The sequence below is a fragment of the Pseudonocardia sp. genome (genome assembly GCF_035305885.1).
Lineage (GTDB): Bacteria > Actinomycetota > Actinomycetes > Mycobacteriales > Pseudonocardiaceae > Pseudonocardia.
This window is the reverse complement of record NZ_DATGOP010000009.1, coordinates 79,587-94,648: the sequence shown is the minus strand read 5'-3', so window position 1 is coordinate 94,648 and position 15,062 is coordinate 79,587. Positions and strand designations below refer to the sequence as shown.

Genomic DNA, 15,062 nt, shown 5'->3' with positions numbered 1-15,062 from the left:
GATTGGGTCACGAGCACGGTCACGTTCCCGGGCACGGGCACGGGCACGGGTGCAGCGCGGATCACCACCGCGGGGAGTACACCGAGCGGCAGCGGGCGGACCTCGACCTGGTGCTGGCGTTCAACCACCGGCTCGCGCACGCCGTCGAGGAGTGCGTCGACATCACCGAGACCATCGCGGCGCTCGACCCGGACCCGCTGCGGTACATGTGGGTCGACGAGGGCGCGGGCCAGATCCCGGCGCAGCTGGAGCGGGCCGCGGCCGTCCTCGAGCGCGCGCCGGTGCTGCGCGGCCAGACCCGGGCGACGGCGCGGCCCCTGCCGGCGAGCCGCAACGCCGCCCGGCCCACCGTCGCGACCGGGGCCGGCCGCACGCTCGTCGCCTGGCTGGAGTGGGTGCCCGACCGCGGTGACCGGCTCGTCGCCGAGCTCGACGGCGAGACCTCGACCGTGCTCGCCGAGCCGCACGACCTGTTCCGCCCGACCGCGGCGGTCACCGCGGACGGCACGCCGTGGCTGCTGTTCGGCCGCTCCGTCGACGGCGTGGTCGGGGTGTGGGCGTGCCGCCACGACGGCGCCAGGTGGGGCGAGCCGGAGCTGGTCAGCACCACCGACGCGCCGTCGTTCAACCAGGAGGTGCTCGCCCACCCCGACGGCAGCCTCCACGTGTGCTGGCAGGCGCGCACCGCGGGCGGGTTCGGGATCTTCGCCCGCCGGTTCGCCGGCAGCTGGGGGCCGACGCGCTGGGTGAGCGAGGGTGCGGTCGGCAACGCGTGGGACCCGACGCTCGCGGCCGTGCCGGAGGCGGTGTCCGAGGACGGGATGGCCTACGCGTGGTCGGAGTACGACGGCGGCAGCTACGCGGTCGTGCTGCGCACCGGCGACCGGTCGCGCCGGCTCACCGGGGGCAGCGACTACGCCCTGCACCCGAGCCTCGCCACCACCACCGACGGGCGGCTGTGGTGCGCCTTCGACGTGATCACGGTGCACGGGCACGGCGGCAGCGGGCCGACGAAGCTGCGGCCCCGCGACCGCGGTGCCACCCGTGTGGCGGGCATGCGGGAGGCGGGCGACAGCGTGCCCCCGGAACTGCTGCCCGAGGTGAGCGCGGCGATCCGCGTCGTGCGGGTCGACGGCGACGAGGTCGTCACGCCGCCGGGCGAGCTCGCCCCCGGCCTGAACGTCGTCCCGTCCGCGCTGCCCCGGCTGCACGCCACGGCCGACGGCGGCCTCGTCGTCGGCTACCGGGTGCACCGCCAGCTGCCGCTGATGACCTACTACTGGGAGGTGGCCACGCAGGCCCTCGGCCCGGACGGCTGGCTGCCCCCGACCACCTACACCGGCACCGACGCCACGCTCGAGGAGGTGGCGCTCGCCGACGGCGTGCTCGTCACCCAGTCCGACGGCAGGCTCGACCGGGCCCTCGGCTGGACCGAGGGCTTCGGCGGGCGCGAGTGCCCGTACCTCGCCGACCACCACGGGGCGGTGATCTGGCACGGTGTGCACGGCGCCGGGCAGGTGGTGCGCGCCGAGGTCGGCTCGGCGGGCCCGGCCGCGACCGGCGGGGAGCGTGCCGCGCTGGTCAGCTCCGACGGCCGCCGCGAGGACCGCCGCTGGCTCGCCGGCGAACCGGCCGAGCGCTACGAGGTGGACGGCTACACCCTGTACTGGGGTGACCTGCACCGGCACTCGTTGATCAGCCGGTGCACCTCCGGCGACGAGCCGTCGCTGGAGGACTTCTACCGCTACGCGTGGGACGTCAACTCCTACGACTTCTGGGCGGTCACCGACCACGCCGAGAACTCGTCGGCCTACCAGTGGTGGAGCCTGCAGAAGATCGCGGACCTGCTGCACGTGCCCGGCCGGTTCGTGCCGCTGTACGGCTTCGAGTGGACCTCGGCCGACACCGGGCACCAGAACGTGATCTACGGCGACGTCGCCCGCGGCGCGCCGATCTTCTCCGCGTTCGCCGCGGGCACCACCACCCCGGACGGGCTGTGGCGGGCGCTCGCCGAGCACCCCGAGTACCCGGCGATCACGATCCCGCACCACCCCGGCTCGGCGATGGTGCACAACGACTGGGACTACCACGACCCCCGCTACAGCCGCCTGGTCGAGGTGTTCCAGGCCTGCCGCGGCAACTACGAGTCCGACAGCTGCTTCCGCCAGTACTCCGACGGCACCGCGGCCGGCACGTTCATGCTCGACGGGCTGCGCCGCGGGCACCGGTTCGGGCTGATCGCCTCCTCCGACCACGGCCACGGCGCGAGCTACGTCGGGGTGCTCGCCCGGTCGCTCTCGCGCGCGGACGTGTTCGACGGGCTGTGGTCGCGCCGGACCTGCGCGGCCACCACCCGCGGGGTGATCGCCGACCTGCGGCTCGGCCCGCACCTGATGGGTTCGGAGGTGTCGTGGAACGGGCCGCGGCCGCTCACCGTGCACGCCCGCGGCTACACCGAGCTCGCCCGGGTCGACATCGTCCGCGACGGCGAGGTCGTGCACACCGTCCGCGGCGAACCGGAGCTGCCGCTCGGCCACCTGCGCGTCGACGTGCGCGTGGAGTGGGGCAAGGCCGACACGACGATGTGCTGGGACGGGCGGCTGCGGGTGACCCGCGGCCGGCTGCTGCTGCCGGAGTTCGTCGGCCCCGAGGTGGTGGCGATGGACGAGGAGTCGGTGGCCTGGGAGCACGTGACCCGCAGCTTCGGCGAGCCGTACGGCGCGCAGCGCGGCGGGGTCGAGGTGAGCGTCTGCGGCCCGCCGGACGCGCTCGTGCACGTCGAGTGCGGTGGGCGCAGGGTCGCCGTCGAGCTCGCGAAGCTCGCGGCCGGCCCGGTCGTGTTCGACGACGACCTGCCGGGGGAGCTGGCCCTGCAACCGGCGGTGGGGGCGCTTCTGGGCCTCGGCGTGCGGGAGGTGGACGTGCCGCTCGTGGACGACTCGACGGCCCCGGCGTTCTACTACGCCCGGGTGTTCCAGGTGGACGGCGAGATGGCCTGGTCCTCGCCGATCTGGGTCGCCTGACCGCTTACCGCCCGCCTGCGCGGGAACCCGGTGGCATGTGCCGCTGGCTCGGCTACGTCGGGAACCCGATCCTGCCCAAGTCGTTGGTGTGCGACCCGGAGCGCTCGCTCATCGAGCAGAGCAGGCGCGCGGGGCCGCACATGTCGGCCGCGAACGGCGACGGCTTCGGTCTCGGCTGGTACGGGCCGCGCGACGGCCCGGCCGTGTTCCGCAGCGCGACCCCCGCCTGGGGCGACGAGAACCTGCGCGAGCTGGCCGTGGCCATCGAGTCGCCGCTGTTCCTCGCGCACGTCCGGGCGGCCACCGGCACCCCGGTGCAGCAGAGCAACTGCCACCCGTTCCGCTACGGGCGCTGGCTCTTCGTGCACAACGGCTACGTCGCGGAGTTCCAGCGGCTGCGCCGGGACCTGCTGCTCGCGGTCCGCCCCGATCTGTTCGCGAACATCAAGGGGTCGACCGACTCGGAGGTGATGTTCCACCTCGCGCTGACGTTCGGCCTGGAGGGGGACCCGATCGGCGGGCTGGAGCGGATGGTGGGCCACATCGAGGCGCTCGCGGCCGCGGAGGGGGTGCAGCAGCCGCTGCAGGCGACGATCGGGCTGTCCGACGGCGAGTGCCTCTACGCCGTCCGCTACGCGAGCGGGCCCGACGTCAACACCCTGTACGTCAGCGAGCACATCGAGGCGGTGCGCCGGCTCCACCCGGCCGACGAGCGGTTCGCGCACTTCGGCGACGAGGCGCGGGTGGTCGTGTCGGAGCCGCTCTACGCCCTGCCGGAGCTGTGGCACGAGGTGGCGCCCTCCACCGCGCTGGTCATCCGCAAGGGGCCGGACGAGGAACGCCGGTTCCGGCCGGCGGCGCCCTGACGCGAGACGATCACGAGCCCGCCCAGCAGCAGGATCCCGCCCGCGGCGACCGGCGCCGACGGGCGTTCGCCGAGCACGAGCACGGCGAGCGCGGCGGCGACCAGCGGCTCGACCAGCGCGAGCGTGCCCGCGGTGGCCGCGGTGATCCGGCGCAGCCCGGTGACGAAGAACCAGTAGGCCGCGGCCGCCGTGATCGGGCCGAGCCAGAGCACCAGCGCCAGGACGCGCGGCGCGGCGAGGTCGCCGACCGCGGCCAGGGTCCACGGCGCGAGCACCGCCGCCGACGAGCAGCGTCACGGCCACCGCCGCCGGCATGGCCGTGCCGCGCCCGATGAGGTGCTTCGCGGCCACCGTGTAGACGCCGAAGCAGCACCCGGCCAGCGCGCCGAGCGCGGCGCCGCGGATGTCGACCTGCCCGCCGCCCGCCGGGACGACCAGGACCGCGCAACCCAGCACCGCGCAGGCCGTGCCCGCCGCCCAGCGCCGCGACAGGCGGGTGCCGAACGCAACCCGCTCCGCGAGCCCGGTCGCGACCGGGGTGACCCCGATCGTCACGGCGGTGGCGACGGCGGCGCCGGTGGCCGCCACGGACATCAGGAAGGCGGCCTGGAAGGTCGCGGTGGCCGCGGACGCCGCGAGGAGCGCGGGCCAGCGGCGCGGCGTGAGCGCCCGCACCGACGCCGGGTCGGTGGCGAGGACGACGGCGGCGAGCACCAGCCCACCGATGAGGATCCGGGCGCCGCCCAGGGCCGCCGGGTCGACGACGGAACCCGCCACGACCTGGGCGGGCCCGACGGTCGCCCAGAGGACGCCCGCCGCCAGGACGAGCAGGATGCCGGTTCGCTGGTCTCGTTGCTCCACCCCGTCGAGGGTTCTCGCATCGACGGCTGGATCACCGGGAAACCGAACATCGTTCGGTCGGGCCGCGCGAGGTGGCCGGATGCTCGGTTCGGTGCCGTCCCGGGGCGGATCGGCCGGACGACGTTCGGCGATCATCCCACCCGGCAACCTTCTCGGCGTGGCGCTTGTCGGACCCCGCGGAAGTAGCGAGACTCGATGATGTGACCGAGTACCCGGTGGATCTGCGCCTCGACGATGCCGGCCTCGCGGCCGAACTCCCGCGACCCGAGCACCCCCAGGACCAGATCCACGACGTGCCCTTCCGGCCGGTCCAGTTCTGCGACGACGATCTGCCGACCGCGCTCGAACGTGCCGCCTCGTGGCTGCGCCGCACCCAGGAGTGGCTCGGTGAGCCGGTCGACGTGATCGCCATCCACCTCGACTACGACGACCGCGAGGGGTCGCCGTACTACGAGGTCAAGCTGCTGTGCAACGACGAGGACCTGGCCGGAGCCCCGGTGGCGCTGCGCGCGGCGCGCCGCGGCGAGCGGTGACCGGTTGACCGCCGGGTCGAGCCCGGCGTGATCTGCCCGGCGTCGGGCTCCCGGCGGGAATGCCGGTGGGGCCGGCGTGGTTTGCTCCCGGCGTGCTTGTGGGGCGGACCGGGGTCGGGCTGGGGTTGGCGGTGCTGTCTGCCGTCACGTTCGGGTTGTCGGGGCCGTTCGCGAAGGCGTTGACGGAGGCGGGCTGGTCGGCCAACGGGGCGGTGCTGGTCCGGATCGCCGGTGCCGCCGTCATCCTGCTGGTGATCCTCGCGGTGACCCGCCCCGGGGTGGTCGCGGCGGTGCGCGCCGACGGCCCCGCGCTGGTGCTCTACGGCGTGCTCGCGGTCGCCGGGGTGCAGGTGACGTTCTTCAACGCGCTGGTCTACGTGCCGGTCGCGGTCGCGCTCCTGCTGGAGTTCCTCGGCCCCGTCCTCGTCCTGGGCTGGGTGTGGCTGGTGCGCAGGCAGCGGCTCGGCGGCCGCACCCTGTTCGGCGCCGCGGTCGCGTTGTTCGGGCTGTCGCTGGTGGTGGGGGTCTGGACCGGGGTCGAGCTGCGCTGGGAGGGCATCGCGTGGGGGCTCGCCGCCGCGGTGTGCCAGGCGTCGTACTTCCTGGTCGCCGACCGGGCTCGCAGCGCCACGCCGCCGCTGGTGCTCGCCGGGGTCGGGATGACCGTCGGCGCGGTCGTGGTGGTGGCCCTCGGCGTGGCGGGGGTGCTGCCGATCGTGATCGACACCGCCGCCACCGGCGTGTACCTGGCGGGCGTCGACGTCGGCTGGCCGGTGGCCGCGACGCTTCTGGTGGTCGTCGCCTCGGTGATCGCCTACCTGGCGGGCGTGGCCGCGATCGCCCGCATCGGCGCGCCCCGTGGCTCGCTCGTGGCGCTGCTGGAGGTGGTCGCGTCCGCCGTGGCGTCGTGGCTGCTGCTGGGCCAGGTCCCGACACCCGTGCAGATCGTCGGCGGGGCGCTGATCCTCGGCGGGGTGGCGCTGACCATCACCGGGCGGCGCCGCGGGGCCACCGAGCCCGAGGTGCTGCCCGCGGCGTGAGGCGCCCCGAACTTCAGGAAAGCCACATCCATGAAGCCCAGGTTCATGAATGTGGCTTTCCTGAAGGAGGAGCCCCAGCCATCCGCTCCTGCACCGCCAGGAACTCGTCCAGCGGCGGCGACGCCTCGTCCCGCCGCCAGAACGCCGCCAGCTCCACCCGCCGCGCCGGCCCGGAGAGGGGCCGCAGGACCACCCCGCTGCGGCGCAGCGTGGCCGCCGAGGACGGCACCAGTGCCAGCCCGATGCCCGCGGCGACGAGGCCGAGGACGGTCTGGATGAGCCACACCCCCCGCTGGGCGACGCGCGGGGTGATGCCGGCGTCGGCGAACAGCGCGGTGACGGCGGCGTGCAGCCCGGGCACGTCGTAGCGCTCCTGCAGGACGAACGGCTCCCGCGCGACGTCGGCGAGCGCGACGGCGGACGCCGCCGCGGCGGGGTGGGCCTCGGGGAGGGCGAGCAGGAGCTCCTCGCAGGCGAGGCGGCGGTGCGCGAGGTCGGGTTCGTCGAGCGGCAGGTAGAGCACCGCGACGTCGAGCCGTCGCTCCAGCACCGCGTGCACGAGCGCGTCGGGGGCCATCTCGCGCAGGGTCAGGTCGACCCCCGGGTGCGTGGCCCGGAACTCGCGCACCAGGTCGGGGAGCACGCCGTTCATCGCCGAGGGGATGAAGCCGACGGTGAGGCGCCCGATGGTGCCCTCGCCGACGCCGCGCACCATGCGGACGGTCTCGTCGAGGTCGGCGAGCAGCCGGCGGGCCTCGGGCAGGAGGGCGGCGCCCGCCGCGGTGAGCCGGACGGCGCGGTGCGAGCGGTCGAACAACGGCGTGCCGATCTCCTTCTCCAGCAGGGCGATCTGCTGGCTGAGCGGGGGCTGCGCCATGTGCAGGCGCTGCGCGGCGCGGGTGAAGCTCTGCTCCTCCGCCACCGCCACGAAGTAGGCGAGCCGCCGGTAGCGCACCAGCGAATGCTATATCCGGATCGTCTCAATCCAGATTCACTAGATGTTGGACATATGAGTGGCAGCCGTGGTCAGCTGGTCCCATGACCACACTCGTCGAGCGGCCCATCGTCGGCGTCGCCGAGGCGGTCGCGCGGATCCCGGACGGCGCCACGGTGATGGTCGGCGGGTTCGGCCTGGTCGGCGCGCCCCTCACCCTGATCGAGGGCCTGCTCACCCACTCGACGGCGGGCAACCTCACGGTCATCAGCAACAACCTCGGCGAGCCGGGGCGCGGCCTCGGCAAGCTGCTGCTCGAGGGCAGGGTGCGCAAGGCGATCGGGTCGTTCTTCACCAGCAACCCCGATGTCGTCGCCGCGTACCAGGCCGGGACGCTCGAGATCGACCTGCTGCCGCAGGGCACCCTCGCCGAGGCGATCCGGGCCGGGGGCGCGGGCATCGGCGGGTTCTACACGCGCACCGGGTGGGGCACCGCCCTCGGGGAGGGCCGCGAGGAGCGGGTGATCCGCGGCGAGCCGCACATCTACCAGGAGAGCCTGCGCGCCGACGTCGCGCTCGTGCGGGCGCGGGCGGCCGACGAGCTGGGCAACCTCGTGTACTCCAAGACCGCGCGCAACTTCAACCCCGACATGGCCACCGCGGCCGACCTGGTGATCGCCGAGGTCGACGAGGTGGTCCCGGTCGGCGCGCTCGACCCGGAGGCCATCGTGACCCCGCACCTGTTCGTCGACGTACTGGTCCGAAGCGACGGGAGCGGCCGGTGAGCGACCTGCAGAACCGCATCGCCGCCCGCGTCGTCCCGCACATCCCGCACGGCGCGGTGGTCAACCTGGGCATCGGCATCCCGACCCTGGTGGCCGACCACCTGCCGCCCGGCCACGTCGCCCACCTGCAGACCGAGAACGGGCTGCTCGGCGTGGGCCCGACGCCCGCGCCCGACGAGGTCGACCCGGACCTCGTGCACGCGGGCAAGCAGCCGGTCACCGCGCGGCCCGGCGCCTCCTACTTCGCGAGCTCGGTCTCGTTCGGCATGATCCGCGGCGGGCACGTCGAGGTCGCGGTGCTCGGCGCGCTGCAGATCGACGCGTCCGGCCGGATCGCCAACTGGGCCATCCCCGGCAAGCCCGTGCTCGGGGTCGGGGGAGCGATGGACCTCCTGGTCGGTGCGCGCACGGTCGTGGTGGCCACCACGCACACCGCGAAGGACGGCTCGCCCAAGATCGTGCCGGAGTGCACGTTCCCGCTCACCGCGCAGCGGCCGGTCGACGTGGTCGTCACCGAGGCCGCCACGTTCCGCACCGGGCCCGACGGCCTGGTCCTGGTCGACCTCGCCCCCGAGACCACGCTCGACTGGGTGCGCGAGCACACCGCCGCGCCGTTCCGGGTCGAGCTGGACGCGACCCGCTCGGTCGCGTAGCCATCGCAGGCGCCGCCGCCGATCGCGACCCGGTCGGCGGCGGCTGCCCGGTGGGCGAGGATGTCGGTCGTGCGGACCGACCCCGGCCTCCTCGAGGAGGAGGCGATCGAGCTGGTGCGGGACCTGATCCGGATCGAGAGCGTCAACACCGGCGACCCCGCGACGATCGGCGACGGCGAGGCGCGTGCCGCCCGGTACGTCGCCGAGCGGCTGGCCGAGGCCGGGATCGACGGCGAGTACGTCGAGCCCGCCCCCGGGCGCGGGAACGTCGTCGCCCGGCTCCCCGGCCGCGACCCGTCGGCCCCGGCCCTGGTCGTGCACGCGCACCTGGACGTCGTACCGGCGAGCGCCGCCGACTGGTCGGTGCCGCCGTTCGCCGCCCGGGTGCTCGACGACGCCCGCCACGGCGAGGTGCTCTACGGGCGGGGCGCGCTCGACATGAAGGGGTTCGCGGGCACGGTGGTGGCGGCGGTCCGGGCGCTGCGCCGCGGCCGCGTGCAGCCGCGCCGCGACCTCGTGCTCGCGTTCGTCGCCGACGAGGAGGCGGGCGGGGCGCACGGGGCGCAGTGGCTGGTGGAGCACCGGCCCGACCTCTTCGCGGGCGCGACGGAGGCGATCGGCGAGGTCGGCGGCTTCTCGGTGCCGCTGCCCGGCGACTCGGCGCGGCGGGCCTACCTGCTCGCCACCGCGGAGAAGGGCGTCGGCTGGGGGATCATGCGCGCCCGCGGGGCGGCCGGTCACCCCTCCCGCCCGACGCGCGACAACCCGGTGGGCCGGATCGCGCGGGCGGTCGCGGCGATCCACGACCACGAGTTCCCGGTCCGGCGCACCGAGGCGACGGCCGCCTTCCTCGCCGCGCTCGGCCTGCTGTCCGGTCGCGACCTGAGCGGCGACGGCGCCGAGCTGGAGCGGGAGCTCGACCGGCTCGGCTTCGTCGGCGACATCGCCCGGGCCGGCCTGCGCCACACCGCGACCCCCACCGTCCTGTCCGCGGGCGGGCGGCCCAACGTGATCCCCGGCGAGGCGGTGGCCGAGATCGACACCCGGATCCTGCCCGGCGGCGAGGGGGAGATCGAACGCGAGGTCGAGCGGCTGGCCGGCCACGGCGTCGCGGTCGAGTGGCGGACGATGCCGCCGATCGCCGCGCCCGCGGACGGCCCGCTCGTGGACGCGCTGCGCGCCGCGGTCGCCGCCGAGGACCCCGGCGGGGTCGTGGTGCCCCACCTCTCGCCCGCGTCCACCGACAACAAGCACTTCGCGCGGCTCGGGATCGCCGGCTACGGGTTCACACCGCTGCGCGTTCCGGACGGGTTCGACGCCTTCGGCCTGTTGCACGCCGCCGACGAGCGGGTGCCGCTGTCGGCGCTGCGGTTCGGTGCCCGCGTGACCGCGCGGATCCTCGCGACGGCGTGACGCGGCCCCGCCTACCGAAGATCAGCACGTCATGTCATGATCGCGTGGCTTCCCAGACAACCGAAGAAGGCAACCCGATGACGCGACGCCGAATCCTCTGCACGGCGGCCTTCCTCGCCGTGACCGGTCTGCTCACCGCATGCGCGGGCAACGGCCCGGGCGCCGCCGGCGCCCAGGGGTCGGACAACCCCCAGAACGTGCGCGTGTACCTCGCGAGCGACACCAACATCCAGGAGCTGTGGGAAGACACCCTGATCCCGGCCTTCACCGCGGCGAACCCGGACATCGGCGTCGAGGTGCAGTTCGACCTGCACGGCAACAACCAGACGCAGACCGTCGCGAAGCTCGCGGCCGCCGACGCGCAGGGCGCCGACCCCGGCATCGACATCGTCGAGGGCGACCCCGCCCAGCAGGCCGGGGCGGCCGACCTGCTCGTCGACCCGGCGGGCCTCATCCCCGGACTGTCCGCCGTCGCCCCCGACATCGTCGCGGCGGCCGGTCCCGGGGCGGTGCCCTACCGCGCGTCGTCGGTGCTGCTCGCCTACGATTCCACCAAGGTGCCCAACCCGCCGCGCACCCTCGACGAGCTGCTCGCGTGGATCAAGGCGAACCCCGGCCAGTTCACCTACAACTCGCCCAAGACCGGCGGCTCCGGCCAGGCGTTCGTCACCACCGTGCTGGACAAGTTCGTGCCGCCGGACGTGCGCGCGCAGATGACGACCGGCTACCACAAGGACCTCGAGAGCCACTGGGACGAGGGCTGGCGCACGCTCCAGGAGCTCAACCAGTACGTGTTCCAGGGCGGCGTCTACCCGAACGGCAACAACGGCACGCTCGAGCTGCTCGCGAGCGGCCAGGTGTCGATGAGCCCCGTGTGGTCGGACCAGTTCCTCACCGGCCAGCGCAACGGCACCATCCCGCCCACCGTCAAAGCGCTGCAGATCAGCGATCCGCCCTTCACCGGCGGCGCCACCCCGATCGGCATCGTCAAGGCTTCCGACCGGCAGGAGAACGCGGCGAAGCTGATCGACTTCCTGCTCCAGCCGGCCCAGCAGCAGGCGATCGCGGAGAAGATCGCGGGCTACCCCGTCATCCCCCTCGACCAGCTGTCGGAGGAGGTGCGGACGGCGTTCGGCGACGCGCGCCCGGACCAGCTGCGCCCGACCTACTTCACCGACCACAAGAACGACCTGAACAACCTGTGGGACCAGCTGGTCCCCGGGCACTAGGCAGCCGACATGCGCAGGAGACCGATCGCCGGGCTGCTGATGGCGGCCCCACCGGTGCTCGTCGTCGCGGTGTTCGTCGGCTTCCCGATCGCGACGGCGATCGCCTACAGCCTCGGCCACGTCGGCGGGCTGAACACGACGATCGCGCGGATCGCGCGCGACCAGCACACCGTCGATGCCTGGTGGCAGCAGACCTTCGGCGCCTACACCGACGTGCTCGGTGACGCGCGGGTCGTGCGCGACCTGATGACGACGGTGACGGTCACGTTCGTGACCACGGTGGTGGTCGTCGTGCTCGCCTGGGTGATCGCGCTCTACCTGCGGTTCTCCGGCTCCCGCGCCGCCCAGGTCCTCGCCGCGCTCGCCGTGGTGCCGATGTTCATCCCGGTCGTGATCGCCTCGTGGGCGATCCTCACCTTCTACGCCGGTGACGGGTTCGTGCGCTCGGTCGCCGCGCAGCTGGGCGGGGAGGCCCCGACCCTGGGCTACACGGTCACCTGCATCACGATCGCGATGATCTGGACGTCGTTGCCGTTCGCCACGCTCATGGTCACCTCGGGCGTGCAGTCGGTGCCGAACGCGCTCATCGAGGCCGCGGCCGACGCGGGCGCGTCGCTGCCGCGGATCGTGCGGTCGGTGCTGCTGCCGCTCTCCGTGGTGCCGACGGTGATCGCGGCGACGTTCACGGCCATCGCCACCCTCGGCGCGTTCACGGTGCCGTACTTCACCGGGCCGAACGCGCCGACGATGCTCGGCGTGGACATGGCGGCCTTCTTCCAGTCCTACAACCTGCCCCAGCAGGCCGTGGTGATCGCCGTGATCGTGTTCGTGATCGCGGCGGGCATCGGGGCGTTGTACGTGTGGGCGAACCTGCGGGCGGCGCGCGACGCGGGGCGGATCTGATGGCCGTCGCGGTGCGGGTGCTGGGCGGCATCGCGCTGGTGCTGCTCGGCGTGTTCATCATCGGCCCGCTGGCGTGGCTCGCCGTGCGCGCCTTCGCCACCGGGTGGACCTACCCGAACCTGCTGCCCGACGGGTGGACCCTGCACTGGTTCGGCCAGGTGTTCGCCGACCCCCTGCTGTTCTCCTCGATCCAGCTGTCGCTCGCGTTCGCGTTCACCACGATCGCCGTCTCGGCCGTGATCTGCCTGCCGGCGGCGTACGCGTTCGCCCGGTTCGACTTCCCGGGCCGGCGGTTCTTCCTGATCGGTCTGTTCGCCACGAACGCGTTCCCGAAGACCGGGCTGTTCGTCTCCATCGCCGCGCTGTTCTACGCGCTCGGCCTCATGTCGACGTTCACCGGGATCGTGATCGTGCACCTGCTCGGCACGGTGGTGTTCATGACGTGGATCCCGGCGGCGGCGTTCGCCGCGGTGCCGCGCAGCCTCGAGGAGGCCGCGCGGGACGCGGGCGCCGGTCCGATCCGGGTGTTCACGTCGGTGACGCTGCCGATGGCGCTCCCCGGGATCCTGGTGGCGCTGGTCATGTCCTTCCTCGCCTCGTTCGACGAGGCACAGGGCACCTACCTGGTCGGCGCCCCGGTCTACTACACGATGCCCACGGAGATGTACTCGTTGGTGCTCAACTACCCGCGCCAGGTGGCGGCGGTGTTCTCGATCCTGCTGTCGATCCCGTCCGTCGCGCTGCTGTTGCTCGTGCGCCGCCACGTCATGGGCGGCCAGCTCGCGGAGGGGTTCCAGATCCGGTGAGCCTGCACCTGTCGGGCGTCTCCAAGGACCTGGGCGGACGCCGCATCGTCGACGACCTCGACCTCGAGGTCGACAGCGGGGAGCTGGTGTGCCTGCTCGGCCCGTCGGGCTGCGGCAAGACCACCACCCTGCGCATCGTCGCCGGGTTCCTCGGACCCGACGTGGGCAAGGTCGTGATCGACGGCCGGGACGTCACGCACCTGCCACCGGAGCGCCGCCCCACGGCCATGGTGTTCCAGAACTACGCGCTGTGGCCGCACATGTCCGTGTTCGACAACGTGGCCTTCCCCCTCAAGCTGCGCAAGCTGCCTCGCGCCGAGATCGCGAAGCGGGTCGAGGGGATGCTGGAGCTGGTCGGGCTCACCCACCACCTGCGCAGCAGGCCCGCCCACATCTCCGGCGGGGAGCAGCAGCGCGTCGCGCTGGCGAGGGCGCTGGTGCAGGAGCCCGCGGTGCTGCTGCTCGACGAGCCGTTGTCCAACCTGGACGCGAAGCTGCGGGTCCGCGTGCGCGAGGACATCCGTGACATCCAGCTGAGGCTGGGGATCACGACCCTGGTGGTCACCCACGACCAGGACGAGGCGCTGTCGATCGGCGACCGGGTCGCCGTGATGAACGGCGGGCGCATCGAACAGGTCGCGCCGCCGGACGCGCTCTACCGGCAGCCCGCCACCCGGTTCGTCGGCAACTTCGTCGGCGCGATGAACAGCCTGCCCGGCGCCATCGAGGACGGGAAGGCGGTCCTCGCCGACGGCACGCGGGTCGAGGTGCTGAGCCCGTGCGCGGCGGGCGGCACGGAGATCGCGGTGCGCCCGGAGGACGTCGTGCTGGGCGCCGACGGGCCGCCCGCGCGTGTGGAGCGCGTGGTCGCCCGCGGGCACTTCACCGAGGTGGTGCTCGACTTCGCCGGGACGAGCCTGCGGGCCTACCTCGGCCCCGACGACCCCCGCCCGGAGCTGGGCGCGAACACCGGCGTCCGGTTCCGCCGCGCGCTGGGTTACGCCGACGGGCAGCTCGTCGGATGATCCCGGTGACGCCGGACCACACCGGCGCTGCCGGACGAAGGGTGCTCGATGAGCTCGACGGTGGACTCGACGCTGCAGCCTGAGGAGCTGGCCGAGGCGGCGCGGGTGGCCGAGGACGCGGCCCGGCTCGCGATCCGGATCGTCCGCTCCGCCCCGCTCGGCACGGTCGAGGAGAAGGTGCACGCCGCCGACCTGGTCACCGACGTCGACCGGGCGGTCGAGCGCGAGGTGCGCGAGCTGGTCGCGCGCCGCCTGCCCGGGCACACGCTGGTGGGGGAGGAGTTCGGCGGCGCCGCGGCCGACGGCCCGACCTGGTACTGCGACCCGGTCGACGGCACCACGAACCTCGTCGCCGGCCTGCCGTGGACGTCGTTCTCGCTCGCGCTCGCCGTCGGCACGTCCCCGCTGGTGGGCGTCGTCGCCGACCCGTGGCGCGAGGAGGTGGTGCTCGCCGTCGCCGGGAAGGGCGTCACGGTGAACGGGCGGCCGGTCCCGCGCACCCGCCCGCCCCACCGCTCGCGGCTCACCGGTGGCGTGGTGCTGACCGAGTGGGCCGCGCACCGGCCGTGGCCGGGGATGGCGCCGCTGCTCGCCGCGCTCGCCGACCGCGCGTGCACCGTCCGCGTGATGGGCAGCGGCACCCTCGCGCTGGGCCACGTCGCCGCCGGGCGGGCCACCGGCGCGGTGATCAGCGAGTTCCACCCGGAGGACCACCTCGCCGCCGCGTTCGCCTGCGCCGAGGCCGGGCTCGCGGTGCGCGACGAGTCCGGCGCGCAGACGCCGTTCCCCGAGCGCGGCGGCATCCTCGTCTGCGCGCCGGAGGCCGCGGACGAGCTCTTCGACGTGTGGCGAGAGGCCGTGAGCGCCGCGCGTGACCCGGGGGCCGGGTCCTGACCCGTCTCGCCGGCCGGGTCTTCCACTCGGAGCAACGCGAGGGCCCGCTCTGGCCGTAGCGGCGGGCGCCGCGCGCGCGTAGGACTGGCCCTGCCGA

14 protein-coding genes and 1 pseudogene are annotated in these 15,062 nt (G+C 74.1%); 12 read left to right on the top strand and 3 right to left on the bottom strand.

The genetic code is table 11. From position 1 onward, the window contains the following. Window positions 1–2 precede the first annotated feature (2 nt). Entirely contained in the window at window positions 3–3,023 is a 3,021-nt protein-coding gene (locus VKZ81_RS01510; RefSeq protein WP_324239535.1) for a DUF3604 domain-containing protein, read from the top strand. A gap of 35 nt (window positions 3,024–3,058) precedes the next feature. Beyond that, the gene (locus VKZ81_RS01505) at window positions 3,059–3,889 is read left to right on the top strand and encodes a class II glutamine amidotransferase (protein ID WP_324239534.1); all 831 of its coding nucleotides are present in this window, start codon (window positions 3,059–3,061) and stop codon (window positions 3,887–3,889) included. On the opposite strand, the gene VKZ81_RS01500 is transcribed toward VKZ81_RS01505, so the two are convergent. Further along, entirely contained in the window at window positions 3,787–4,164 is a 378-nt protein-coding gene (locus tag VKZ81_RS01500; protein WP_324239533.1) for an EamA family transporter, read from the bottom strand. The two genes, VKZ81_RS01505 and VKZ81_RS01500, sit on opposite strands and share 103 nt — an antisense overlap. Before the next feature lie 496 nt (window positions 4,165–4,660). Then, a pseudogene (locus VKZ81_RS01495) lies at window positions 4,661–4,885 on the bottom strand (hypothetical protein); the annotation flags it as partial. Between the two features lie 65 nt (window positions 4,886–4,950). Between VKZ81_RS01495 and VKZ81_RS01490 the strand changes: the two are divergent. After that, complete coding sequence (locus tag VKZ81_RS01490) at window positions 4,951–5,283, top strand: hypothetical protein (protein ID WP_324239532.1); 333 nt, start codon at window positions 4,951–4,953, stop codon at window positions 5,281–5,283. Between the two features lie 59 nt (window positions 5,284–5,342). Then, the gene (locus tag VKZ81_RS01485) at window positions 5,343–6,323 is read left to right on the top strand and encodes an EamA family transporter (protein WP_324239531.1); all 981 of its coding nucleotides are present in this window, start codon (window positions 5,343–5,345) and stop codon (window positions 6,321–6,323) included. Window positions 6,324–6,366: 43 nt separating this feature from the next. On the opposite strand, the gene VKZ81_RS01480 is transcribed toward VKZ81_RS01485, so the two are convergent. Further along, entirely contained in the window at window positions 6,367–7,278 is a 912-nt protein-coding gene (locus VKZ81_RS01480) for a LysR family transcriptional regulator (protein WP_324239530.1), read from the bottom strand. Window positions 7,279–7,361: 83 nt separating this feature from the next. Here VKZ81_RS01480 and VKZ81_RS01475 point away from each other — a divergent pair, with 83 nt between their 5' ends. The 8 genes from VKZ81_RS01475 (at window position 7,362) to VKZ81_RS01440 (ending at window position 14,965) form a co-directional block, all read left to right on the top strand. Next, on the top strand, window positions 7,362–8,042 hold the full coding sequence (locus VKZ81_RS01475) for a CoA transferase subunit A (RefSeq protein WP_324239529.1): 681 nt from the start codon (window positions 7,362–7,364) through the stop codon (window positions 8,040–8,042). Then, window positions 8,039–8,695 (top strand): 3-oxoacid CoA-transferase subunit B, encoded by a 657-nt coding sequence (locus VKZ81_RS01470; protein ID WP_324239528.1) that lies wholly within the window; start codon window positions 8,039–8,041, stop codon window positions 8,693–8,695. The genes VKZ81_RS01475 and VKZ81_RS01470 overlap by 4 nt, the downstream gene beginning before the upstream one ends. 69 nt (window positions 8,696–8,764) lie before the next feature. Continuing rightward, the gene (locus VKZ81_RS01465; RefSeq protein ID WP_324239527.1) at window positions 8,765–10,108 is read left to right on the top strand and encodes a M20/M25/M40 family metallo-hydrolase; all 1,344 of its coding nucleotides are present in this window, start codon (window positions 8,765–8,767) and stop codon (window positions 10,106–10,108) included. A 77-nt stretch (window positions 10,109–10,185) separates the two neighbouring features. Continuing rightward, a complete protein-coding gene (locus tag VKZ81_RS01460; RefSeq protein ID WP_324239526.1) occupies window positions 10,186–11,337 on the top strand; it encodes an extracellular solute-binding protein in 1,152 nt (383 codons plus the stop codon). A 9-nt stretch (window positions 11,338–11,346) separates the two neighbouring features. Continuing rightward, a complete protein-coding gene (locus VKZ81_RS01455; RefSeq protein ID WP_324239525.1) occupies window positions 11,347–12,240 on the top strand; it encodes an ABC transporter permease in 894 nt (297 codons plus the stop codon). Further along, window positions 12,240–13,046, top strand: a complete 807-nt coding sequence (locus tag VKZ81_RS01450; RefSeq protein WP_324239524.1) for an ABC transporter permease — start codon at window positions 12,240–12,242, stop codon at window positions 13,044–13,046. The genes VKZ81_RS01455 and VKZ81_RS01450 overlap by 1 nt, the downstream gene beginning before the upstream one ends. Then, on the top strand, window positions 13,043–14,071 hold the full coding sequence (locus VKZ81_RS01445) for an ABC transporter ATP-binding protein (RefSeq protein WP_324239523.1): 1,029 nt from the start codon (window positions 13,043–13,045) through the stop codon (window positions 14,069–14,071). The genes VKZ81_RS01450 and VKZ81_RS01445 overlap by 4 nt, the downstream gene beginning before the upstream one ends. 48 nt (window positions 14,072–14,119) lie before the next feature. Beyond that, entirely contained in the window at window positions 14,120–14,965 is an 846-nt protein-coding gene (locus VKZ81_RS01440; protein ID WP_324239522.1) for an inositol monophosphatase family protein, read from the top strand. The last annotated feature ends 97 nt before the right edge of the window (window positions 14,966–15,062 follow it).